Source organism: Candidatus Vallotiella hemipterorum, from assembly GCF_910593725.1.
GTDB classification, from domain to species: Bacteria; Pseudomonadota; Gammaproteobacteria; order Burkholderiales; family Burkholderiaceae; genus Mycetohabitans; species Mycetohabitans hemipterorum.
The window spans coordinates 732,686-758,570 of sequence record NZ_OU343031.1; the positions used below are offsets into that span (position 1 = coordinate 732,686).

Annotated in this window: 16 protein-coding genes, 1 tRNA gene and 1 pseudogene; 13 read left to right on the plus strand and 5 right to left on the minus strand. The window is 43.0% G+C overall.

Features of this window, described 5'->3' with window-relative positions; genetic code table 11:
• Nucleotides 1–793: 793 nt before the first annotated feature.
• Nucleotides 794–867: transfer RNA gene (locus KW136_RS02500), tRNA-Arg, on the plus strand.
• Nucleotides 868–2,476: 1,609 nt separating this feature from the next.
• Here the strand turns inward: KW136_RS02500 and KW136_RS02505 are convergent.
• Both KW136_RS02505 and KW136_RS02510 read right to left on the minus strand, forming a co-directional pair.
• Nucleotides 2,477–4,564: a M3 family metallopeptidase gene (locus tag KW136_RS02505; RefSeq protein WP_216796916.1), complete on the minus strand. Its 2,088-nt coding sequence runs from the start codon at nucleotides 4,562–4,564 to the stop codon at nucleotides 2,477–2,479.
• 85 nt (nucleotides 4,565–4,649) lie between these two features.
• Nucleotides 4,650–5,495, minus strand: a pseudogene (locus KW136_RS02510) (bifunctional methylenetetrahydrofolate dehydrogenase/methenyltetrahydrofolate cyclohydrolase); the annotation flags it as partial.
• Nucleotides 5,496–7,387: 1,892 nt separating this feature from the next.
• On the opposite strand from KW136_RS02510, the gene aceE reads away from it, so the two are divergent.
• The 12 genes from aceE to iscX all read left to right on the plus strand — a co-directional run bounded on the left by aceE (nucleotide 7,388) and on the right by iscX (nucleotide 21,275).
• Complete coding sequence (aceE, locus tag KW136_RS02515; protein WP_216796920.1) at nucleotides 7,388–10,087, plus strand: pyruvate dehydrogenase (acetyl-transferring), homodimeric type; 2,700 nt, start codon at nucleotides 7,388–7,390, stop codon at nucleotides 10,085–10,087.
• A gap of 90 nt (nucleotides 10,088–10,177) precedes the next feature.
• Nucleotides 10,178–11,494, plus strand: coding sequence for a dihydrolipoyllysine-residue acetyltransferase (gene aceF, locus KW136_RS02520; RefSeq protein WP_216796922.1), 1,317 nt, complete (start codon nucleotides 10,178–10,180; stop codon nucleotides 11,492–11,494).
• 46 nt (nucleotides 11,495–11,540) lie between these two features.
• Complete coding sequence (gene lpdA / locus KW136_RS02525; RefSeq protein ID WP_216796923.1) at nucleotides 11,541–13,259, plus strand: dihydrolipoyl dehydrogenase; 1,719 nt, start codon at nucleotides 11,541–11,543, stop codon at nucleotides 13,257–13,259.
• Between the two features lie 1,615 nt (nucleotides 13,260–14,874).
• Nucleotides 14,875–15,357: a low molecular weight protein-tyrosine-phosphatase gene (locus KW136_RS02530; protein WP_216796925.1), complete on the plus strand. Its 483-nt coding sequence runs from the start codon at nucleotides 14,875–14,877 to the stop codon at nucleotides 15,355–15,357.
• A 143-nt stretch (nucleotides 15,358–15,500) separates the two neighbouring features.
• Nucleotides 15,501–15,983: a Fe-S cluster assembly transcription factor gene (locus tag KW136_RS02535; RefSeq protein ID WP_216796926.1), complete on the plus strand. Its 483-nt coding sequence runs from the start codon at nucleotides 15,501–15,503 to the stop codon at nucleotides 15,981–15,983.
• Between the two features lie 103 nt (nucleotides 15,984–16,086).
• Nucleotides 16,087–17,310 carry an IscS subfamily cysteine desulfurase gene (locus KW136_RS02540; RefSeq protein WP_216796927.1) on the plus strand — a complete coding sequence of 408 codons (1,224 nt, stop codon included), beginning with the start codon at nucleotides 16,087–16,089 and terminating at the stop codon, nucleotides 17,308–17,310.
• A gap of 54 nt (nucleotides 17,311–17,364) precedes the next feature.
• Complete coding sequence (iscU, locus tag KW136_RS02545; RefSeq protein WP_216796928.1) at nucleotides 17,365–17,766, plus strand: Fe-S cluster assembly scaffold IscU; 402 nt, start codon at nucleotides 17,365–17,367, stop codon at nucleotides 17,764–17,766.
• A 68-nt stretch (nucleotides 17,767–17,834) separates the two neighbouring features.
• Nucleotides 17,835–18,158: an iron-sulfur cluster assembly protein IscA gene (iscA, locus tag KW136_RS02550; protein ID WP_216796929.1), complete on the plus strand. Its 324-nt coding sequence runs from the start codon at nucleotides 17,835–17,837 to the stop codon at nucleotides 18,156–18,158.
• Between the two features lie 62 nt (nucleotides 18,159–18,220).
• Nucleotides 18,221–18,751: a Fe-S protein assembly co-chaperone HscB gene (gene hscB, locus KW136_RS02555; protein ID WP_216796930.1), complete on the plus strand. Its 531-nt coding sequence runs from the start codon at nucleotides 18,221–18,223 to the stop codon at nucleotides 18,749–18,751.
• Nucleotides 18,752–18,808: 57 nt separating this feature from the next.
• Complete coding sequence (hscA, locus tag KW136_RS02560; protein WP_216796931.1) at nucleotides 18,809–20,677, plus strand: Fe-S protein assembly chaperone HscA; 1,869 nt, start codon at nucleotides 18,809–18,811, stop codon at nucleotides 20,675–20,677.
• Nucleotides 20,678–20,716: 39 nt separating this feature from the next.
• On the plus strand, nucleotides 20,717–21,094 hold the full coding sequence (gene fdx / locus KW136_RS02565) for an ISC system 2Fe-2S type ferredoxin (RefSeq protein ID WP_216796933.1): 378 nt from the start codon (nucleotides 20,717–20,719) through the stop codon (nucleotides 21,092–21,094).
• Nucleotides 21,081–21,275, plus strand: coding sequence for a Fe-S cluster assembly protein IscX (gene iscX, locus KW136_RS02570; RefSeq protein ID WP_216796935.1), 195 nt, complete (start codon nucleotides 21,081–21,083; stop codon nucleotides 21,273–21,275). The genes fdx and iscX overlap by 14 nt, the downstream gene beginning before the upstream one ends.
• A gap of 195 nt (nucleotides 21,276–21,470) precedes the next feature.
• Here the strand turns inward: iscX and lysS are convergent, their stop codons facing one another.
• From lysS to recJ, 3 genes are all read right to left on the minus strand, one after another.
• Nucleotides 21,471–23,006, minus strand: coding sequence for a lysine--tRNA ligase (gene lysS, locus KW136_RS02575; protein ID WP_216797450.1), 1,536 nt, complete (start codon nucleotides 23,004–23,006; stop codon nucleotides 21,471–21,473).
• 17 nt (nucleotides 23,007–23,023) lie between these two features.
• Nucleotides 23,024–24,128, minus strand: a protein-coding gene (gene prfB / locus KW136_RS02580) for a peptide chain release factor 2 (RefSeq protein ID WP_216796937.1) whose coding sequence is annotated in 2 segments (ribosomal slippage) — nucleotides 23,024–24,046 and nucleotides 24,048–24,128 — 1,104 coding nt in all. Because the reading frame shifts where the segments join, the coding sequence is not laid out codon by codon here.
• Nucleotides 24,129–24,172: 44 nt separating this feature from the next.
• A complete protein-coding gene (gene recJ / locus KW136_RS02585; RefSeq protein WP_216796938.1) occupies nucleotides 24,173–25,876 on the minus strand; it encodes a single-stranded-DNA-specific exonuclease RecJ in 1,704 nt (567 codons plus the stop codon).
• Between the last annotated feature and the right edge of the window lie 9 nt (nucleotides 25,877–25,885).

The following is a 25,885-nucleotide window of genomic DNA, read 5'->3' on the forward strand; positions in this document are numbered from 1 at the left end:
GTTGTATAATTTAAACTAATACCTATTTTTTAAATAAAAGAGTTTATTCATGATTTTTATATTTATATACCTCCAAAGTACTTTTTTATAGTGTGACTATGTTATATATATCTAGCGTTTGTAAACATACGTCATTTATTCCTAAATAATTAGCTATCTACTAAAAATTTTAATATTTTCTAATTATATTGCATTTAAGCATCATCTTTATTTTTTTACAGTGTATTTCAGCATATAGTAATAATTAATTTTGTTACGGCTTCTTTAAATTACTTAGGATGACTACTTTACTAGTAATAAATTGATCACAAGCATACTATTTATTAGAATATCTTATTTTATATTTTAAGTATCTCGCTATAAATAGACAGATTTTTATAATATATGCATATTATGAACATTTATTCGAGTAAAATATATTAGGTAGAATTCTATAAATTCATAGATGTAGGCATACATTAAACTGGTTAACTTAATATTTAGTAAATATTAACTATATTACATCGAGTTTATGTATATGCAGTTATATCTTTTTTAGACTAAATAATTAGTTAGTTTTATCTGTTATTGTCCACTTAAATTTTTTGATTATTTTTATTGAATTTATAATAATTATTGTTATTATTAATTCTAACAAATTCTGTGCCAGAAATACAGGTTGTTTTTAGTATTAAGTACAGTTAATAAATTTCTTAAAAGTTTATATGATGCTAGTGCCCAATTTTTAAAGAGAGTCTCTCAATCCCACTGTAGAGGAAATAGAATTCCTGCAGTATGCTATAATCTTTATTATCCGCTCTTAGCTCAGTTGGATAGAGCAACGGCCTTCTAAGCCGTAGGTCGCAGGTTCAAATCCTGCAGGGCGGACTAATATATTAAAAAATACATAATTTTATATAAATATTTATGTATTAATAATATAAAAATATTGCTTATATTTATCTTAGTAAATATTCTTAGTGAGTTTATTATTTAATATGCTTAAAGCAATTTAGTTAGCACTTATATTATATTAGGGCTATATCCATTATCCCTAATAAATTTCTTACGATTATAAAGGTATGTTATATTAAACGTAAGTCTTTTTGAAAAATTAATAATCTTAATATATAAATTCCTAAAATTTAGCTTAATTTCCATTAAAAAATTTAATAAAAATATTAACTTTTTTCAAAAAATTAATCTAATTTAAGTAGAGGAATATATCTTTATAGGATAGAACTAAACTAATATTAGTTACATACGTTAAAAATTTTGATACTATCTCTACTTATTACAGTAGTATACTTTATATTAAAAAATTCGTATTCTAAATTAGTTAATAATATAAAATTATTAAAATTAATTTTGATTTAATCGTTATGTAGCGCTGTTTAAGTTAACGCCATCTGTATTAGTATTATTTAGAACTTTTGTACATTAAGAAAAATTATATAAATCTAATGCTAGATTGCGAGGCATATTTTATGCTAAAAATAATTAATCCTATACCAAGCCAAATTTAGTATGTTTTCATGCGAAAAATATACCAGGGTATTCCTAAGTTTAAATAATAAAACTATATTTATACTTTTTATAGATAATAATATCTGACCTAAGTATTGCATAAGATTATGCGCTACCTAAGCGAATCTAAAAAAATTCAATAGTTTCTCGTTAAGAACGGATAAAAAATAGCTTGATTAGCTTTATATCTACGACTGAATATATAAAATTTTAATACTTTTATTAAGCTATATATCTAGTTAAAAGTACTCAATATCACTCCATGCTATATAATAAAGTTTATTATTATAGGTAACTGCTTATGGACTTTATTAAATTTTTAAGATTCCATTAATCGACTCTTATTATAAAGCGCATTTGTTTATACATATTTATAATTACAGTATCTAAAAAATTTTTTAAAATTGTGCTATAGTTTTTTATAAATCTAATGTGGCGTCTTACTTAATAAGTAAAGTTATAGTCATAATTTCTATTAATTGCACTAATCTAATAAATACTTACTATAAAGTATCTCCCTGATAAATTATTTAACGTTAACTTTACGTCAAGGTAGTAAAAATATATTATATATTAGTATAACCTTAGTGTAAGATTAACTAAAATATTGCAATGCTCTGATATAGAAAAGCTTTAGATAAGAATGATGATTTATCTTATACTATTGACAGGCATATATAAATTAATACTAGATACGGGGTATATGTATACTTGTAGTAGGATCTGTACAAGAGTAAATGTTTTATATAAATTACTATCTAGTATCTGACTATTATCAGAAAAAATGGGTGTTAAACATAAAAACTCTAGCTTGGTTGCTAAGATAATCTGTTATAGATTAATGTAGATAATCCCTATTAAGGGATTTATTAAAGATTGCACGACTAGTTATAACTTCAGAAAAATCATATTTATATTTAGAACTAGGTATTATGCACGGCGCACATTATCTATATCATAATGCGTTTATTTATTCGCTCATGCCATTTAGACGAAGCCATGCATTTATACATGGCTTGCGCCCACGGAAGGCCCTGAACGACGCCATTGCAGAGCGGCTTCCGCCAACCTCAAGTATCTGCGTGCAATAGCGTTTCCCTGTCTCGGGATTAAGTACACTACCGTCGGTACCAGCCGCCTCTTCGAAAGCAGCATAAGCGTCGGCTGATAAAATTTCAGCCCATTTATAGCTATAGTAGCCTGCAGCATAGCCGCCCGAAAATATGTGACTGAATGTGTTGGGCCATCGCGAAAATAATGCTTGTGGAACAACATGCCATCTATCACTAATCTGACAGGCTAGTTCGCTAATGCTTAATTCACCGTCAGGCTCGTATGTTGTGTGAAGCTGCATATCAAACTTTGCTAAAACGATTTGTTGAAGTGTGTCAAGCCCGTTTTGGAAGTTTCGTGCTGCAAGCATTTTACTGAACAGATGGTGCGGTAGTGGTTTTCCAGTATCTACGTGTGAAGTCATGCTAGTTAGAACATCCCACTCCCAACAAAAGTTTTCCATAAACTGCGACGGCAACTCGACTGCATCCCATTCAACGCCATTGATACCAGAGGCATCTAATTCCTCGATTTGAGTAAGCATGTGATGCAAGCCGTGGCCGAACTCATGGAACAAGGTAATAACCTCACTATGCGTAAGGCAGGATGGTTTACCACTAAGGGGCGCCGAGAAGTTGCACATTAAATAAGCTACTGGGGTTTGCAGCGTGCCATCAGCGCAGCGGTATCGGGAACGTCCATCATCCATCCATGCGCCGCTGCTCTTGCTATCACGGGCATATAAATCTAGATAGAACTGGGCCAGCAATGTACCGTTATGATTTTCAACGTGGAAAAACTGTGTGTTTGGATACCACTTGTTTATTGTTACACTTGGTTTGATTAGTACGTTGAATAGAACCTCAGTAACCCGAAAGAGACCCTGTAGTACACCAGATTCTGGAAAATACTGCTTGACCTCATCTTCGGAGAACTCGTAGTATTTTTGCCGCAGCTTTTCTGAAGCGTAAGCAATATCAAACGCTTCGAGCTTCTCAAGACCCAGCTCATTATCTGAAAATTCTCGTAGCTGCACCCAGTTTTTTTCTGCATATGGACGAGCGCGTCGCGCTAGGTCATTAAGAAATATCATAACCTGCTCAGGCGAATCCGCCATCTTTGGCTGAAGTGATACTTGTGCGAAATTTTTATAGCCAAGTATTGCAGCTTCTTCTGAACGCAGCTTCAGCTGCTTAGTCATATTCATAGTGTTATCCCACTGAGGCTTTCCATTGCCGTAGTCGGGCCCGAGTTCTGAAGCGCGAGTCACATATGCTTGATACATTGCCTTACGCATAGGACGATATTCTGCGTACTGTAGTACCGGAAAGTACGAAGGAAAATGAAGTGTAAATTTCCAGCCTGGCTTGCTATCTTTTACGGCTGCTTGCCTTGCTGAAACGATTACGTCTATAGGAAGACCCGCAAGTTGCGCATCATCTGTTACAAAGTATGCGTATGCATTCGTCGCATCGAGCACGTTGTCTGAAAATTCCTTGGATAGCAGGGCCTGCTGCTTACGTAATTGCGTAAAGCGCTGCTTGCTATGTGCTGGTAGCTCAACACCAGATAGACGAAAATTGCGTAATATATTTTTAAGAATTCTTTTTCTAACGTTGCTTAACTGTTTATATTCGCTACTACTTACAATAGCCTTATATTTTTCGTATAACGCAAGGTTCTGACTAAGGTTAGACCAAAATTCGGTTACACGCGGCAAATTTTGCGCGTGTGCTGCACGGAGCTCTGGTGTATCGGCAACGGCACTCAGATGGCAAATCAGGTTCCATACGCGCGATAATGGCTCAATAGCTTCCTCAACTATTTTAAACGTCGCTTCCCAGGTGTTTGGAGTTTGCGGCGCACTGGCGTGTAATACCGCATCGTTTGAAGATTTAAGCAGTACATCAAGCGCTGGAGTTACATGCTTAGCCCGAATCGATGTAAATCGAGGTAGCTCTGCTAAATTAAGCAACGGATTTGAGGTGGCAGTCTGAGCAGCCATAATGTTCCTGTTATATTAAGAGAGTTTGCAATCTAGTAGAGCACAACCCCCCGCTTAACCTAGTGCAATCGCACCCGTTACCCCCGGCTGCACGATCTGCTGCTTCGATTGTGCTAATTAGTAGCATCGTAATTGTCATTGGACCAACACCGCCGGGTACTGGTGTGAGGTAGCCAGCAACCTCACGAACGCTGGCGAAATCTACATCTCCGCACAGCTTACCATCATCGTCTCGACTTATACCGACGTCAATAACTGTCGCGCCGGGTTTAACCATGCTAGCTGTCACTAAGTTGCGCTTGCCTGTCGCTGCAACAATAATATCCGCACTGCGCGTATGTACCGCTAGATCACGCGTCTTCCGGCCGCATATCGTCACAGTTGCATCTGCTTGAACTAGCAGCATGGCTATCGGCTTGCCAACAATATTTGAGCGACCGATTACCACTGCATTAGCGCCGGCTAGCGGGATTCCTTGATACTCTAACATTTTTAGAACACCTGATGCCGTACAAGGCCGAAATAAGGGCTTGCCAGTCATTAATGCGCCAGCATTAGCGATATGGAAACCATCGACGTCTTTTTCTGGCGCTATCATTTCGATAATCTTATACGCATTTATATGCGGAGGAAGCGGTAGCTGGACTAGAATACCATGGATCTTAGGATCGCTATTGAGCACTCCGATACGGGTAAGTAGGTCAGCTTCTGTCAGATCATCTGTATAGCAATCATAGACCGAATACAATCCATTATCGTTACATGCTTTAATTTTATTGCGAACATAGATTTGACTAGCAACATTGTTTCCAACCAGTATCACGGCTAGGCCGGGCTGGTAACCTCGTGCGGTAAGTTCGGCGGTACGTTCGGCTACCTCGGCGCGTAGCTGTTGAGACAGGAGGAGGCCGTCAATGATTCTAGCTGTCATAGGCTGGGATACTAGATTGATTTATCAAGGTTTAAGACAGTAGTAAAAGCGAGCCTAAATTAGGCTTATACGGTCAGTGGTTACGAGTGACTTAAAAGCTTGATTTATGGCTATAGACTGTTTGTTTTGTTTACATATATGTTATTTGTAGGTCACTCCTATTTTTTCATAAGGCTAGGCTTCGTGAGTTAACCTTACGGCGATACATTTACATTCAGTCTACATAATACTCCCGCCGTGCGTTTCAACTATCTTAATCAGTATGCTATATCATCACCCTAGCAATGTAGTTATCTAACTAATGCTCTTGTATAGTTAGTTTTTGGCGCGTACGCTCATGTTCTAACTTAGTCTAGTCTAGCTTTATAGAATGTTTTTTCAATGGAATGCATTGCGTTTTATCGATGCAGCTAATCATGTAACTGGTTGACAAAAAATTGTATTTTTAGCAATGAGAGCCACTCTTATGGCTTAAGCTAACGCACGCTGCATATGCTTAAAACAAGCATCTGTACTGTGTGACTGCTTATAAACATAGAGAAACTATTTTTGCGATTATGAAGAAGACTAACAGTGGACATGAGTCTTCAGGGGTCTATACTGCACTAAAGCAGATTGCTCTCTTATCATTTAAGCTTTCTGTCGCGTGCAGTGACTAAGTCTACATATTATGTTTATAACAGGTTGCTGTGCTGCTAATAAAGCGGGTCTACTAGGAGGGGTTTTAAGTTTTTTAGCCCATGTATAGACGGTATGCCACGCATGCGGTCTAAGCGAATGCGTTAGAATAGTTTAAAGGCTTCTCAAAAATAAATTTTTTGCACGACGGATTTTCAGCAGGTTGAATAAAGACTTTCTTAATTAGCACTGGGTGGCTCTTAATAACTCGTGGCTACGAGCATATATTATGCGACAATGCGAATGAATATATTTTCGATATAGTTTCTAATTACCCTGTCAAGCACTGCTTTAAAGGCTGTTTCCTAAAACTCTCATAAAAAGTTTTATCTAACGTATGGTGATTTCACTGCCGCACTGTTGAGTGTCTGATTTACATCTAACGCTCGTTGTATATTGTTATAAAACACTTTGGGTGGTTCGTAGGTAGCTTAGCTTCACTTATCGAGATCGCGTGCTCTCAGTTAATTTAATACCTAAATAGAGAACCGGATGATCTCTATGTCTTGTAATACTCTCTCCAGAAGATCTAGTTTTAAGAATATCACGCACCTACTGATAAAATAATCGCAGGTATCAACAGGAAGATTTATGCGCACGAGGTCAGTACTTCAGTAAAGAAGTTTGAATCGCATCGTATAATCACACACATTGTCTTTCTGAGATAGTATCTCATAGTCGATTTATATAAATAAACGAATTCTTTGGGTCATGTCGTAACATCTGTTTTAAGGGTCCATGCGTCACTATAACAGGCGAATATGCTTCTGTTCGCTCGAAGTTTATTGCCCTCATAACGCAATAGTTCTATAAAGTCTAGCTTCTAGCGCCGTTGTTCGAGCTAATTTAGTTTTTATGGAACTACGCTCATCCTAATTAATAACAAAAGAGTAGGTGTTAAGTCACTCGAGGTTGCAGCGAGAGCTATATTCTACACAGGTCAAAAACCATTCCGTTAATATGGAGAAGAGCATGGTGAAAACATTAAAGGCGTAAAAATATATTTGTAGAAATACTGCGATAAAGCTTATAGATTCGCAAAATTTTAGGATTGTATCGAAGAAATTTTTATACTGTAAGAAATCATCTCTCATTTGAAAATTTTGTTGCGCAGGCTTAGACCGGGTCTTTACAATTCTGCGTACACTCCGGCCAGGTTACTGTATCTGGTCGCCTGGTGCAGCACGTTCCCCATACAGGACTAGGAGACGCTCATGTCTGCCGTACCCGAGGAAGTGATGAAGTATGTCGCTGCCGAAAAAGATAGTGACCCACAAGAAACCGCAGAATGGCTCGAAGCTTTGGATGGTGTGCTGTCGTTTGTAGGACCTAAGCGCGCTCATTATCTAATTGAGAAGCAGATAGAATTTGCGCGTGTCCATGGGGAGCATCTGCCGTTCTCTGGAAACACGCCGTACATCAATACAATTCCGGTGTCCGAACAAGCTAAAAATCCCGGAGATCAGGATATTGAACACCGGATCCGGTCATATACGCGATGGAATGCTCTAGCAATGGTGCTACGAGCAAGCAAGAATACAAATGTCGGTGGGCACATCGCATCTTTTGCATCGGCTGCTACACTTTATGATGTCGGGTACAACCATTTTTGGCATGCACCGAGTGCGCAACACGGCGGAGATTTAGTGTTTGTTCAAGGCCACTCATCTCCTGGCATTTATTCGCGTGCATTTCTATTAGGTCGACTCACCGAGGAGCAGCTAGACAACTTCCGGCAAGAGGTTGAAGGTAAGGGAATCTCATCGTATCCACACCCATGGCTGATGCCTAATTTCTGGCAGTTCCCTACGGTATCAATGGGTCTAGGTCCGATTATGGCGATCTACCAGGCTCGTTTCATGCGCTATCTCGAGGCGCGTAACATCGCGAAGACTACAGGGCGTAAGGTTTGGGCTTTTCTCGGTGATGGCGAGACAGACGAGCCAGAGTCACTCGGCGCAATTGGCATGGCTGGGCGAGAAAAGCTCGATAATCTTGTGTTCGTGATCAACTGCAACCTACAGCGGCTAGATGGTCCAGTTCGAGGAAACGGAAACATTATCAAGGAGTTAGAGTCCGAATTCCGAGGTTCGGCTTGGAATGTGATCAAGGTAATTTGGGGCAGCCGTTGGGATTCGCTATTCACGCGTGATAAAACGGGCGTATTGATGCGTCGGATGATGGAAGTAGTCGATGGTGAATACCAGACATATAAGTCGGAATCTGGCGCTTATGTGCGCGAGCATTTCTTCAACACACCAGAACTTAAAGCTTTGGTAGAAGATTGGTCGGATGACGATATTTGGAATTTGAACCGAGGGGGCCACGATCCTCATAAGATTTATGCTGCATTTCACGCGGCCCAACACAATGTCGGACAGCCGACCGTGATCCTTGCAAAAACGATAAAAGGCTACGGGATGGGTCGGGCTGGGCAAGCAATGAACATTACTCACCAGCAAAAAAAGATGCAGGTGGACCACCTGAAGAAATTCCGCGATCAGTTCCGGCTGCCTATTTCAGATGATGAAATCGGTACGATACCTTACTTGAAGTTTGAGGAGGGTTCAAAAAATCTCGAGTACATGCGTCAGCACAGACTAGCGCTCGGCGGATATTTGCCACAGAGAAGGATGAAGGCCGATACGTCGTTAGAGGTACCGCCACTATCTACCTTCAGGGCGATGCTTAGGGGCAGCGGCGAAGGACGGGAGATTTCGACTACGATGGCGTTTGTGCGGATTTTAAGTATCCTCTTAAAGGATAAGTCTCTCGGTAAACGAATAGTGCCTATCGTGCCAGACGAATCGCGAACCTTCGGCATGGAAGGGCTATTCCGTCAGATTGGTATCTGGAATCAAGAGGGACAGAAGTATGTTCCAGAAGACTCTGATCAGTTAATGTTTTATAAGGAATCGATGACCGGACAGATTCTTCAGGAAGGCATTAATGAGGCTGGTGGTATTTGCGACTGGATCGCAGCGGCGACGTCTTATTCGACGCACAACGAGATTATGGTGCCATTTTACATCTTCTATTCGATGTTTGGCTTTCAACGTGTTGGTGATTTAGCTTGGGCCGCCGGCGATATGAGATCGCGAGGCTTCTTGCTTGGCGGCACTGCGGGACGCACTACGCTTAATGGTGAGGGGTTGCAGCATGAGGATGGGCATTCGCTATTATGGGCGTCATCAATTCCTAATTGTGTCAGCTATGATCCAACATTTGGCTACGAGCTTGCGGTAATTATCCAAGATGGCTTGCGCCGCATGCTCCAGGATCAGCAGGACGTATTTTATTACCTAACGGTAATGAACGAAAACTACGAGCATCCTGGAATGCCAGAGGGGGAGTATGTTTCGAAACACATCCTTAAAGGCATGTATTTATTACGTAAGTCTGATGTAGATAAGAATGCTCCGCGCGTCCAATTACTTGGTGCTGGCACAATCCTAAACGAAGTAATTGCTGCAGCTGAGTTGCTTAAGAGTGACTGGGGTGTGGCCTCCGACCTTTGGAGTGTGCCTAGTTTCACTGAACTGGCTCGAGAGGGGCATGCAATACAGCGTCAGAATTTGCTTAATCCGCTCTCAGCACCTAAGCTATCGCATGTGCAAACCCTTCTTCAAAATACAGAGGGTCCCGTAATTGCGTCTACAGACTATGTACGCTCGCTAGCCGAGCAGATTCGCGCATTCGTACCACGTCGTTATATAGTTCTTGGTACTGACGGCTTTGGTCGTTCTGATACGCGTGAGAAGTTACGTCATTTCTTCGAGGTCGGTCGCCATTGGATTACCGTAGCCGCACTATACGCATTAGCTAACGAAGATACGAATAACTATAAACTAGTGGCGAAAGCGCTTCAGAAATACAACCTTGATCCGGCTAAGCCGAACCCGATAACTATCTAACGCTTCAAGTCGCACGAATGTCCTGCCTTGCGCCGTATGCGACACAATAGCTGTCCGTCGGACAAATATAGCTTGTTGGAGACAAAATAAATGAGTGAAGCGATCGAAGTAAAGGTGCCAGACATCGGCGACTATAAAAACGTACCAGTAATAGAGGTGTTAGTTAAACCAGGCGATGCTGTCGAACCAGAACAATCGCTAGTCACTCTTGAGTCAGATAAGGCGGCAATGGATGTGCCGAGCCCAGTTGCTGGTATAGTAAAGAAACTAGAGGTTAATGTCGGCGATATAGTGTCAAAAGGCGCACTCATTGTTGTACTAGAAAGCCCTCATAGTGGGTCCTTTAAGCACGTTCACTCCTCCCCGGAAGCCTCAGTACCAGCTAGGGCATCTGTATTAGTTCAGCAGCCCTCTTCGGACTTTCTGACTCCGCCAGTGTCGGCTCTAGAAATTCAGTCGTCGCCAGCAATTCACATTACCGGCGAACACTATGCTATTCACGCGAGTCCGTCCATACGTAAGTTCGCAAGAGAGCTTGGTGTCAAAATAGAGCGCGTATCGAGTACCTGCCACGGGGGTAGAATCACGCGCGAGGATGTGACTACCTATGTAAAGAGCGTGATTAATAAGGAGCTTGCCATATCAGCAGACTCTGCCGTATTAGACAATACAGGCTTAGATCTGCTTCCTTGGCCAAAGATCGACTTTGCTAAATTCGGCCCTATACAGGCTAAACCATTATCTAGAATTAAGAAAATATCCGGGGAGAATTTAAGACGAAACTGGGTCATGATCCCGCACGTAACGAATAACGATGAGGCCGATATTACCGAGCTCGAGGTATTCCGAGTACAACTAAATAAGGAAAACGAGAAAACAGGAATCAAGATCACAATGCTTGCGTTCGTGATTAAGGCAGTTGTCGCTGTGTTGAGAAAATTACCAATTTTTAACACTAGTTTGGATAGGGATAATTTAATATTCAAGCAATATTTAAATATTGGTTTTGCGGCTGATACACCGAATGGACTTACTGTTCCAGTACTCAAGAATGCCGAGAATAAAGGAGTATTCGACATAGCGCAAGAAACTGCAGAATTAGCGAGGCTAGCCCGTGCAGGCAAGCTGAAGGCAGATCAGATGCAGGGAGGGTCCATCTCAATTTCGTCGCTTGGCGGAATTGGAGGCACGCATTTTACGCCGATTATTAATGCACCAGAAGTGGCAATCCTTGGCCTCTCCAAGAGTGCTTATAAGCCAGTGTGGGATGGAAAAAAATTTATTCCACGTTTAATGTTGCCTCTCTCACTATCGTATGATCATCGCGTGATTGATGGTGCAGAAGCTGCACGATTTAACGCTTACTTAAGTAAGATCCTCGCGGATTTCAGACGTGTAATGGTATGACCAGGCTCTGTCAACATGTTGCTTAAATAAGAAAGCGGAGAGGGGAATGAGTCTTGTTGAAATTAAAGTTCCCGACATTAGCGACCTCAAAGGGGTTAGCATAATTGAGGTGTCTGTCCAGCCTGGCGATACCCTTGCCAAAGGACAGTCTCTATTAACAATAGAAAGCGATAAGGCATCGGTAGAGCTACCAAGCGACTACGATGGCACCGTGAAAGAAGTTAGGGTCAAGGCTGGTGATAATATATCTCCAGGCACCGTGATTGCGATCATGGAAGTTAAAGACCAGGGAAAACGCTTCTACGACGAAGATCGTATAGTACGATCGTTATCTATGACTAATTTGGATACCACTAATATCAAATGTGATGTATTGGTTCTCGGTGCTGGACCAGGTGGTTACTCGGCCGCGTTTCGCTCTGCCGATCTTGGCCTAAGAACCGTGCTTGTCGAGCGCTTTTCTGCACTTGGCGGAGTTTGTCTAAACGTTGGATGCATTCCGTCAAAAGCGTTACTACACATTGCCGCCGTTGTTGAATCGGCGTCGGCACTAGCAACACATGGGATTGTACTTGGCAGGCCGCAGATCGATTTGCTTAAGCTATGTGAGTTTAAGGTTAACGTGGTGCGTAAACTTACGACTGGTCTTGCCCGTATGGTCAAAACTCGAAACGTGCAGGTAATAACAGGAATTGGTACGTTCGTCGAACCTTATAAACTTCAGGTGCGTACTGAAAGTGGTAAGCAGATTGTACACTTCAAAAAAGCAATCATCGCGGCTGGCTCCCGATCTATAAAATTACCATTCTTACCAGAAGATACTCGAATTATCGATTCTACTGGAGCACTAGAATTACCACAAATCGCTAAGCGGATGCTAGTCATCGGTGGTGGAATAATAGGGCTCGAGATGGCTACGGTATATTCAACACTCGGCACAAGTATTGACATCGTTGAGATGTGCAATAGCTTAATACAGGGCGCAGACCAGGATCTTGTTAAAGTATGGGAAAAGTTTAACGAAAAACGCTTTGCAAACGTAATGCTAAAGACGAGAGTCACAACTGCTGAAGCTAAACCGGATGGGATCTATGTTAGTTTCGAGGGTAAGAATGCCCCACGGGATCCGCAGTGCTATGACTTAGTGCTTGTAGCAGTCGGGCGCAGCCCGAATGGCAATCGCATCGGCGCCGAGCGTGCTGGAGTTTTAATAACAGAGTGTGGTTTCATCAATGTCGACAAGCAAATGCGCACTAACATGCCAGATATCTATGCGATAGGTGATATTGTTGGGCAGCCGATGCTCGCGCACAAGGCGGTGCATGAGGGACATGTCGCAGCACAGGCTGCTTCTGGTGAAATATCTTACTTTGATGCCATTCAAATTCCCTCTGTAGCATATATCGACCCTGAGATTGCATGGACCGGCAAGACAGAGTTGCAACTAAAGGCCGAAGGCGTCCAGTACGGTAAGGCTATGTTTCCATGGACTGCGTCCGGTCGAGCGATTGCGAATGGCCGAGATGAGGGCTTTACAAAGCTGCTGTTTGATGAGAAAACCCATCGCGTAATTGGCGGTAGTATCGTTGGTATAAATGCGGGTGATCTAATCAGCGAAATTTGCCTAGCTATAGAAATGGGTGCAGATGCGACGGACGTCGGCAGAACAATTCATCCACACCCAACGCTTGGAGAATTAGTGGGGATGGCCGCGGAACTGTACGAAGGAAACTGTACTGATCTACCGCCGCAATACAAGAAGTAGTGAAAATTTTACGGTTGCACAGCGCATGTGATCAAAATTATTTACTCGCTCGCCGGAGCTTCTCTAGCACCTAGAACTATCCTGTAATTATACTTGGTATAACCTTTTTACTATTAGTGATATTTTATCTAGAGATAGCTACTTTTTATCCTAGTACTGATTTGTGGCAATAGTGATTGCGTAAATTTTTTATAAGCAGCGCATAGTATTTATTATCCATAACTCAGCCAGTATCAATATTCCATTGTAATGCTATGTACTATGCGGTATAGAAGATAACTGAGGGCAATTAATTACTAGTTTAGATTGCTCTGTAAGCCCGATGTTTTTTATTACTCTTTATAGATCGTAGATTATCTATTGGCAATACATGCTCATATGTGAAGCGCTTAAAACATGATTATATTAATGTAATTTCCTTCTGGCACCAGAAGGTCTTTATATCATTGCTTTTACAAAAGTATTGTCCTATATAGCTCTCACACACTAATATCTTTTGGGCTAGTTATACTAATTTTCATAGTTTCTAAACGGCGTAATAATAAAACACCGCGTGTTGTACGCTAATCTATAGCGTATGTTTACGATGCATATAGCGTATGTTTACGATGCAGTCTGGGAATAAGTTTTACTCAAAAAACCACTAGTGTATATTTTAGAAAGAACTCGCTGTAAACTCCGTTAAGCGCCACATAAAAACAGTTTAGAGTTTTTAAGAGCAAGAGTTCACCGCGTGACCTAAGCCTCTTGAAGCTAAAAAAATAGTATATATGTGTGAGCGCCACGAGCATTTATATTACCCAATTAATGACTCAGATCTGAAATTGGGCGAGTGTAGTATGCTGTAGATCAAGCTAACGGCAAGCTCTATATTAACGAATATCATCCTAACAATAAGCCCCCTATGCATAATATATACCTGTACTAGGTATGGTAGATTATTACGTCACTATAAATGCATTTATAGTGGATACCCTTCGTGATGCCACACGCGAGTAGGTTACTTATCTCACGATATCTATTTTCTACTAGGCTTAACATGTCTAATATAGTCGTCTTCTGCATTGCGACTAGCATAAAAGAAGTGCAGCGGGGACAGGCGCTACGCTAAAGGGTGAGAATACGCCATCATACGCCATCACATATACCCGGACTCCGGAGACTTCTAAGAAAAAAGCTCAGAGGTACTCTAATAAATAAAATAAACAAAGACCGCTAACCAGGGCTCGCCAAGATACTTGAAGGTGTGTAACTACAGCGTCAGTTGATTCTATCGCTTAGTTATCTGACTTACATATGGTAATCATTTAGTAAGCTTTGCTTGAGATCTTCTAGTACGGGCACCTTTTTACTAGATATAGATGCCCTTTAGTTTCTATCTCCTTAAATAATCGGACCTTAGTTTTCCCGAGTGATAAGCACTATTAAGAACAATGATTCTAAATCATAGGTTATTCAGTGGTGATAAGTTGCTCTATCAATAATTTTAATAGAAAAGTTAGCTCTATACTCGAGCGAGTAACTCGCACTAGCTATAATCATGTTTACTAGTATAAGTGCTCAGCATGAGTATTAATTCTCGCGTAGAATCTCTGCGCTTTAAGTATTTCAACCAATGAAAACCATCGCTTTACTTTTCGTTTGCCTTGGCAACATTTGCCGCTCTCCAACCGCTGAAGCGGTGATGCGTACTAAAGTACGCGCAGCCGGGTTAGCCGATAAGATTTACCTAGATTCAGCCGGCACTGGAGACTGGTATGTAGGTGCCTCACCTGATCCTCGCGCATGTCGAGCCGCGATATCTCGAGGTTACAGTTTAGACGCTTTGCGTGTCCGGCAGGTTAGTAATAATGATTTTATAAAATTTGATTTATTACTTCCAATGGATTATGACAATAATTCCGAGCTACAACGCTACTGTCCATCAGAATATAAACATAAAATCAGGCTTCTAATGGAGTTCGCGTGCCATCACGATACAGACGTAGTCAACGATCCTTATTTTGGTAATCATAAAGCATTTGAGCGTGTGCTGGACGAAGTCGAGGATGCCTGCGATGGCTTGCTTACGCAATTGCGGTGTCGCTACGCGATCTAGGTAACACTAAAATACCTAAACCTAGGGGTGTATATTTCAGCATAGAACGCTGTACTTTTCTATACGAAGTTGAGATACTTGACTAAAATGCTAGGATATTTATCTTTTATAAAAATAGCGAGAATTACAGGTGCCCCCTCACTATGAGACTCACTACAAAAGGCCGCTTTGCCGTTACAGCAATGATCGACCTAGCGCTGTGCCAAGAAAAGCGTCCCGTAACGCTTGCAGGCATTAGCCAGCGTCAGCAGGTCTCGCTGTCCTATTTGGAGCAGCTATTTGGCAAGCTACGACGGCATGAAATCGTCGAGTCGGTACGTGGGCCGGGCGGCGGTTACAATCTCGCTCGCCGCGCAGATAAAGTGACTGTAGCCGACATTGTTATGGCTGTGAACGAGCCTATAGACGCAACGCAATGCGGTGGTAAAGGCATATGCGAAGGCGCTAAGCAGTTAGATGGCTACTGCATGACTCATAAATTGTGGTTAACTTTGAACCAGAAGATAGTCGAGTATCTAGATTCCGTGTCACTACAAGACTTAATCGACCAACAGCGCTTGCGAAAAAGCGCCTTAGAATGCTCGATTGGCAAGGCGATCGGAGAGCGGCGGACACGGTTTACATAGGGACACAAGAACCGGATTCCGTGTTTAACATCGCTTAGTCCTGAGTACGTGACAATGCGATACACACATAGCGACAGCAGACATAGACTTTCGGAGCTACTATATGAAAACCCCTCCCTTTCAACTACCTATCTATATGGATTACAGCTCGACGACGCCAATTGATCCGTGTGTGGTAGATAAAATGATCCCGTATCTGCGAGAGCAATTCGGTAATCCGGCTTCGCGCAGTCATACATATGGCTGGGAAGCCGAACGCGCAGTCGAGAAGGCGCGTAAGCAAGTGGCCGACGTAGTCAACGCTGACCCACGTGAGATTATTTGGACGTCGGGTGCGACTGAGTCAAATAATCTAGCATTGAAAGGTGCTGCAAATTTTTATCGTAGTAAGGGCGGGCATGTTGTCACCGTAAAGACGGAGCATAAGGCCGTTCTCGATACTACTCGCGAACTAGAACGGCAGGGCTGTAAAGTGACATACCTAGATGTCCGCGAAAACGGCTTGCTTGACCTAGAACTCTTCAGCGCTGCGTTGCGTCCGGACACAGTTCTTGTATCAGTAATGTATGTAAATAATGAGATTGGCGTTATTCAGGATATCGCAGAAATTGGTGATATTTGTCGGCAGAAGGGAATCGTGTTTCACGTTGATGCTGCGCAGGCGACCGGTAAGGTAGAAATTAACTTACAGAAGTTAAAAGTCGATTTAATGTCATTTTCCGCGCATAAGATGTATGGCCCGAAGGGAGTGGGTGCACTGTATGTTCGACGAAAGCCGCGCGTACGAATTGAGGGGCAAATGCATGGCGGCGGTCATGAACGGGGTATGCGCTCTGGTACGCTGGCCACACATCAAATTGTTGGCATGGGCGAGGCATTTCGGCTGACCTGCGAGGAAATGGCCACCGAAAATAAGCGGGTTCGGATGCTGCGGGACCGTTTATTGAAAGGTCTACTACAGATTGATGAGGTATACGTGAATGGCGATATGCATTCTCGCGTACCGCATAACCTAAATGTAAGTATCAATTTTATTGAGGGCGAGTCTCTTATTATGGCTCTCAAGGATGTTGCTGTATCGTCTGGTTCTGCCTGCACGTCCGCATCTCTTGAGCCTTCATACGTTCTACGAGCACTGGGGCGTAGTGATGAACTGGCGCATAGCTCGATCCGCTTTACGTTGGGTCGCTTTACACGCATACAAGAAGTAGACTACGTCATCGAGTTATTAAATAACAAAATCGCGAAACTGCGCGCGCTTTCTCCTCTATGGGAAATGCATCAAGAGGGAGTTGATCTATCAACGATAGAATGGGCTATCCATTAAACACTAAATGTGACGGTTTTGAAACCTCATCAAAATATAGCAAGGAGTACTATGATGTCATATAGCAATAAAGTTTTAGATCACTATGAAAATCCGCGCAATGTTGGATCCTTCTCTAAAGATGACGACAGAATTGGTACGGGTATGGTAGGTGCGCCCGCATGCGGTGATGTAATGAGGCTTCAAATCCAAGTAGGCGTGGGCGAGATTATCGAAGATGCAAAGTTTAAAACTTATGGCTGCGGGTCTGCAATCGCGTCTAGTTCACTTCTGACAGAATTGGTCAAAGGCAAGACTCTAGATCAAGCGCTCTTAATTAAGAATACTCAACTTGCTGAGGAGTTAGCGCTTCCACCGGTCAAGATTCACTGTTCGATTCTAGCGGAAGACGCGATTAAAGCGGCTGTGACCGACTACAAAAAGCGACGCACAGCACTCCATGAATCTACTATCTAAGCTACGTGATCGTAAAGATGAGCGTAGGCACGTCCATGAATAATAACCGGCTAAACCGGAAACAATAAATGGCAATTACTTTAACAGAGAAAGCGGCGCAGCACGTACGGGAGTGCCTAACGCGTCGCAAAAAAGGAATCGGGCTACGGCTTGGTGTAAGCACGGCTGGCTGCTCTGGTTTAGCATATAAACTTGAATATGTCGACGAGTTAGATGCTGGTGATATCGTCTTTGAGAGCTATGGCATTAAAGTTTTTGTTGACCAGAATAGCCTAGCATATATTGAGGGTACAGAACTAGATTTTGTACGCGAAGGGCTGAACGAGGGGTTTCGGTTTCATAACCCAAACATAAAAGACGCATGCGGGTGCGGCGAGTCTTTCCGAGTCTGAGTTGTTGAATATAAGCCTTAGTGCCGTACGTGATAATAATACGCGCTAGTAATAATTTAACCATGTTGTCCCTAACTCAGAACTACTTCGAATTATTTCAATTACCTGAGCGTTTTAGGTTAGATACACGCGTACTCTCGCAGGCCTATCACGCTGTACAAGGGCAAGTGCATCCAGATCTCTTTGCCGCAACCGGAGATACGCAAAAACGCATTGCGATGCAATGGGCAACGCATGCAAACGAGGTTTATCAGATACTAAAATCGCCACTGCGACGTGCAATCTACTTGTTGCGCTTGCGCGGTATCGAAGTTGGCTCGGAAAATCATACTGTTATAGAGCCTGAATTTTTAATGCGCCAAATAGAATGGCGTGAGCAAATCGAGAATGCAGCTGTTGCATGCAATAGCGATGCGCTGCAGACGCTTCTCTGTGAGTTAAGGAATGAAGAATCTATACGTCTCGTACGGCTTGGAAAATTTCTCGATTCTGGTGCAAACCAGCCATCAGTCACATTAGTACTCCAGTTAATGTTCATCGAACGGGTTGTACAGGAAATTGAAACTCAAATTGAAAAAATAGAGGGGGAATAAAGTTTAATGCTTAACATAGTTTTTATATACTCAACATAGCACCCTACATAGATAAAGATGGCTTTACTAAAAATAGTAGAACCTAGTATGGCGCCGCCAGCGCTAGATCGGCCTCGCATTGCTATAGGAATTGATCTTGGAACGACTTACTCCTTAGTGGCTGTAGCTAAGAATGGCATATCAGAAGTGTTACTTGATGAGATAGGGAGACCATTGCTACCATCCGTGGTTCGCTATCTGTCTGGTGGTGGACGCAAGATTGGCTATCCAGCGAAGCTGGATGCAGTGCTAGATCCATGCAATACAATTTCCTCAGTAAAGCGATTTATGGGGCGCAGTAAAGCTGACATACAAGATCTAGATACTATACCTTACCATTTTGTTAATACCTCTGGTATGGTCCAGCTGAAAACTATAGATGGGGTGCGCAGCCCTATCGAGATCTCCGCGGAGATCCTTGTAGCACTACGACAACGCGCTGAAGCTGCACTTGGTAAAGAAATAATCGGTGCTGTTCTCACAGTGCCAGCATATTTTGACGATGCACAGCGGCAGGCTACAAAAGATGCTGCACGGCTTGCTGGTTTAAAAGTATTACGCTTATTAAATGAGCCAACCGCTGCTTCGATCGCTTACGGGTTAGATAGTGGGGTGCAAGGGCTCTACGCAGTATACGATCTAGGCGGAGGTACATTTGATTTATCGGTACTTAAGTTTACTCATGGCGTTTTCGAAGTACTTGCTACAGTCGGCGATTCTATGCTGGGTGGTGATGATTTTGATCATGCGCTGTATAAGTATATATTACATCGCATGCGTCTTAGCATGCTGCCACCCCAAGATATTCAAGCGCTATTAGATGCTGTACGTGTCGCGAAGGAAATTCTATCCACTCAAGACGAGGCCTTACTTGATATCAAGTTGTCCTGTAGCCGTCGTATCATGTTGACGATTACTGAATCCGAATTCAAGACCGTGATCCAGTCGTTAGTCTCACGTACGCTAGTACTTACACGCAGAGCGTTGCGTAATGCGCAGGTAATACCAGGGGACTTTAATGGCATTGTACTGGTAGGAGGCTCTACGCGCATACGTAGCGTGCGCTATGCTGTCGAGCAGTATTTCGGCAAGGTGCCTTTAACTGATTTAGATCCAGATCAAGTCGTTGCACTTGGCGCTGCGATCCAGGCTGATATGCTTGCCGGAAACCGCCGAGACGGTAATAACTGGTTATTACTTGATGTTATACCGCTATCTCTCGGATTAGAGACGATGGGCGGATTAGTAGAGAAAATTATTCCAAGAAACTCAACGATTCCAGTAGCAAAGACTCAGGAATTTACAACGTTTAAAAACGGCCAGAGCGCAATAGCGATTCATGTTGTTCAGGGAGAACGTGAATTAGTATCTGATTGTCGCTCGCTTGCGCGTTTTGAGTTGCGTAGTATTCCGCCGATGACCGCTGGCCGTGCCAGGATCCAAGTTACATTCCAGGTTGATTCGGATGGGCTGTTATCTGTGTCAGCTCGTGAAGTACAGTCAGGTGTACAAGCTGAAGTAATTGTTAAGCCCTCATATGGGTTAAATGACAACGATATCACCAGAATGATTAAGGATGGTTTGAGCAGCTCTAAATGCGATATGCGTTCGAGAGCGTTACGTGAAGCACAAATTACCGCACAGGGTCTAGTATATGCAACCAACGAAGCGCTTAAGGCCGATTGGGAACTGCTCGACGACGCCGAGCGTATTCAAATAGATACTCAATTAAACGCTCTACGCGCAATTCTTAATGAAAACGATATAAACCGAATAAATAAATCGATGAAAGCTTTAGCAGCTGCAACAGAGGAGTTCGCTGCACGGCGCATGAATCAGAGTATTCATAGCGCGCTCGCAAGCAAAAAGCTTGATGAAATCAGCTAATCATTGCCGAACCACTACTTTATAGAGGACTACTTTTTAATGCCTCAAATCGTTATTTTGCCTCATGTCGAGTTGTGTCCAGAGGGGGCAGTTCTTGAAGCAAAACCTCTCAAGACTATTTGTGATACATTATTAGATGCCGGAATCGAGATTGAGCACGCGTGCGAAAAGTCCGGTGCGTGTACTACATGCCATATTATTGTACGCGAAGGATTTGATGCGTTAGAACAGTCACAGGAAGGTGAAGATGACTTACTGGATAAAGCGTGGGGTCTAGAGTCAACCTCTAGGTTATCATGTCAAGCAAAATTGTTAAAAAATGCAGATTTAGTGATTGAGATTCCAAAATACTCTATTAATTTTCATATGAAACAAACTATTAAGCGAGAGGTGGAGAGTAGTAATGAAGTGGACTGATATAAATAATATTGCTATAGCGCTAATGGACTTATATCCAGATATAAATCCGCAATACGTGCGTTTTACAGATTTATATCAATGGGTAATAAAACTTAATGAGTTCGATGACGAACCAAAGCGCTCAAGTGAAAAAATTCTCGAAGCAATTCAATTAGCTTGGATAAAAGATGCTGACTAATAGTAATTATATTTACTTTACTAGTATTGCTCGCCAAGATTTTCGGCCTCTTAAATAAATATAACTTAGTAATTTATTTATATTTATTTATTAATAAATATTTCCTCAAAAACCTACTCATGTAAATGGTTACCGATATAAGTCGATGTGAGTTAGTTAGCGCAGCATCTGCATACTATAAAACCTATAGTTATATTAATCTTCATGCCGCAGGTGCGGAAATAATATCACGTCACGAATACTACGACTATCAGTAAGCAACATTATAAGTCGATCAATACCAATTCCACACCCCCCTGTCGGGGGCATACCATACTCCAGTGCTCGAATGTAGTCAGCGTCATAATACATCGCTGCTTCATCACCGGCATCTTTCTGCTCGACCTGTTTTCGAAAACGCATTGCTTGATCATCCGGATCGTTTAATTCAGAGAATCCATTTGCTATTTCGCGGCCCGCAATAAACAACTCAAAGCGCTCAGTAACTCCAGGGGCTCTATCTGAAGCTCGGGCAAGTGGTGATACCTCAACCGGATAATCAACTATATAAGTTGGTTCCCACAGATGTGCTTCGATGATTTCCTCAAAAAGAGCAAGTAGAAGAGTTCCTCTAATAGGGCTATGTATCGCTTCTGTATCATGCTTATCAACGCCAAGCTTACGCAATTCGGCACGCAACCAATCGCTATTAGAAAGGTGCGCATCGCTGTATTGCGGTGCATACTTCTGGATTGCTCCGGTAATCGTTAAGCGATGAAATGGCTGGCTTAAATTTAATATGCGTCCCTGATAGGAAACCTCCATCGTACCCTGAGCATCTATGGCCGCTTGTCGGATTAACTGCTCAGTAAAATCCATCAGCCAGCGGTAATCGGTGTAGGCAGCGTAGAATTCCATCATCGTGAATTCTGGATTGTGCCGAGGTGAGACCCCTTCGTTTCGAAAGTTACGGCCAAGCTCAAAGACACGATTAAATCCACCAATAATTAGTCGCTTTAGGTATAGCTCCGGCGCAACACGGAGAAACATCTGCATATTTAGGGCATTATGATGTGTGATAAATGGCTTAGCTGTCGCTCCGCCTGGGATTGTATGCAACATGGGCGTCTCGACTTCCATAAAACCCGTGTTTGTCATAAACTGGCGGATTGATGTAATCGCGCGCGCACGAACCTGAAAAGTCTTGCGAGTCGCTGGCGTGACAATAAGATCTACGTAGCGCTGCCGGTATCTCATCTCCTGGTCAGATAATCCATGAAACTTATTTGGAAGGGGGCGGATATCTTTAGATAGGAGCCGCAGCCTAATACAACGTACTGATAGTTCACCCTTATTCGTACGGAACAGTACACCGTATGTCGCAATGATGTCGCCTAGATCCCATTTCTTAAATTCATTATAAGTATTATCGCCGACGTTAGCTGGGGTAATAAAGAACTGAATCTGACTAGTTCCATCCTGTACAGTTGCAAAGCTTGCCTTGCCCATAAGGCGCTTAAGCATCATTCGGCCAGCGATCGATACGTTTAGTGATCGCCCTTCAAGGGCGTTCTTATCTGTGTTAGCAAAACGAGCCTGTAGATCTGCCGCACTATTCTTTGGGCGAAAATCATTCGGATATGCAAAACCTTGCTCGCGCAGAATCCGAAGCTTGTCCCGGCGCTCTGAGATAATAGCGCTATCATCACTATTTATGCTAACCAATGTGGCATTAGGATTTTTTTCGGTCATAGTCCGTTGCGCCAAAATTACACGCCTTGCTTCAGGCTTGCTTGTATAAAATTGTCGAGTTCTCCGTCAAGCACCGCCCGCACATTGCTTATTTCGACTTTTGTACGCAGGTCTTTCACGCGGCTTTGGTCAAAAACGTAGGAGCGAATCTGGTGCCCCCATCCTACGTTGTTCTTGCTGGACTCAAGTTTATCGTGCTCAGCTTGACGTTTTCGCATCTCTGCTTCGTATAGCCGAGACTTCAGCATTGCTATTGCCTCGGAACGGTTTCGATGCTGCGAACGATCATTTTGGCACTGTACAACAATGCCTGATGGTAAATGCGTAATGCGTACTGCTGAATCAGTCTTATTAATATGCTGGCCGCCAGCCCCAGATGCTCGAAACGTATCGATACGCAGATCGGACGGACTGATATCTATATCAATAGATTCATCTACTTCTGGATACACGAATACTGATGAGAATGAGGTATGACGGCCGCCAGCCGAATCGAATGGCGACTTACGAACTAAGCGATGGATTCCAGTCTCTGTACGTAGGTATCCATAAGCATACTCGCCCTCAACTTTAATCGTGGCATTTTTAATCCCCGCCACTTCACCATCTGATTGCTCGAGCAGCTCGGTTTTAAAGCTTTTACGCTCACAGTAGCGTAAATACTGACGCAATAGAATTGACGCCCAGTCCTGTGCTTCTGTGCCACCCGCTCCAGCCTGGATATCAACAAAGCAGTTGTTTATATCAGCCGGATTATTAAACATCCGTCGAAATTCGATATTCGATATTCTATGATCCTGAGCTAGGACATCTGCTTCGCAGGCGAGTAATGTATCATGCTCCTGCTCCATATTAGCTAGCTCAAATAATTCTCGCGTGTCTGATAGGTCGCGGTCCAGAGTCAAGAGCATGCAAACACTCGCCTCAAGCAGCTTTTTTTCTCGACTTAGAGCTTGAGCTTTTTTCGCATTACTCCAGATGTCTGGATCTTCTAGAGCAATATTAACTGCCGTTAATCTAGCTTGTTTCTCGTCGAAGTCAAAGATACCTCCGTAGTTCTTCTGCTCGCTCTCGCAGGTTAGCGAGGGTTGCTTCGATTGCATTAAGACGTTCTGCTTCCATATTAATTAGGATCTTAAAAGGAGATTAAATTATAATAGATGACACTAGAACATTACATGTTCGACGACTAACTGCACGCGCGATACACTATTCCAGGTATTGCGCGTTAGCCGGTAGGCGAATAATGCTCGCGTTGGAAGCACATCAGTATGGTTAAACCAAATTGCCGTAAAGCGTAAGTGCCCACGGGCAAGCTGTAACCTTAGGTGCCGCTCTTTAATAAGAGACTGAGATACCACATCAAATTCCGCCGAAAAAATTGGGGCCGGGAAACCTTGGCCCCATACCTCTTTATCGATTAGATCAATAAATGACAGCGTATGGTATATATCCTCCAGCTCACCGTCTGTCTGGATTTGTCGAGTGAGCGCTCCTTCATTTATCCACTCATGCGCAAGTACTTCGAATATAGCTGAGAATCGCGGCACATCGCTCGTGCGCAGCGTAAGGCCAGCAGCCATTGCGTGGCCACCAAAGCGCTTAATCAGGCCGGGCTCCCGTTTAGAAACCAGGTCTAGAGCATCACGCAAATGAAAACCCGGAATTGAGCGTCCAGAGCCTGTTACATGATTACCTGATTTATCAGTGAGCGCAAACATAATTGCTGGTCGGTGAAAGCGCTCCTTAAGTCGGCTAGCAACGATTCCTATCACGCCTTGGTGCCATGTCGGATTAAATAGCGTGATTGTAGCTTTATCACGTGGATTAAACTGTACAAGTGCGGCCAACGCTTCTTCTTGTATCTCTGCCTCGATTTTACGACGTTGGCAATTTATTGCATCGAGTTGTTGTGCTAGCACGTCAGCGCGCTGTGTATCGTCGGTAACTAGGCATTCAATGCCCAGAGACATATCGGAGAGTCGGCCTGCCGCATTTAGTCGTGGCCCTAAAGCGAATCCCAGATCAAACGCAGATGCGTTTCTCGTATCGCGCGCAGCCGATCGGAAAAGAGCGGCTATACCTGGTTGCATCTTGCCATTACGGATACGTTGAAGGCCCTGCGCAACCAGCACACGATTATTTAAATCTAACTCTACTACGTCGGCCACCGTACCCAATGCAACCAAATCGAGAAGGCTATCTAGTCTCGGCTCGTTATAATTATTATATGCTCCTCGCTGTCGAAATAATACGCGCAGCGCTAGTAGCACATAGAATATCACACCGACACCCGCTAGGTGCTTGCTTGGAAATATACAGCCTAGTTGATTCGGGTTAACGATTGCAGATGCAGCAGGCAATGTATCACCAGGCAAGTGGTGATCAGTAATGAGTACGTTAATGCCGAGCGCGTTAGCGGCTGCTACACCTTCTATACTAGCCATCCCATTGTCGACAGTAATTAATAAATTGGGGCATGTACCAGAGCGCCTAGCAGCTAGATCAACGATATCTGGCGTAAGTCCGTGGCCGTATTCAAAGCGGTTAGGCACTAAATAGTCAATATATGCGCCGAATAGACGAAGACCACGCACGGCTACCGCGCACGCGGTTGCGCCATCACAATCATAATCAGCTACTACTAGTATCTGCTGTTGCATAGTAATTGCATCGGCCAGCAATACTGCTGCGTTATCAGCACTTAAGAGCTGATTGGGTGGAAGTAGTCGCGTTAGCACAGTTTCTATGTCAGCAGGCGTGTCGATACCGCGAGACGCATATAGCCTAGCAAGAACAGGATGAATACCTTTCTCTACAAGAGAATGCACCTTAGAAAATTGGCAGATTCGAGTGGTGATTTGGGTCATAGATGCTGA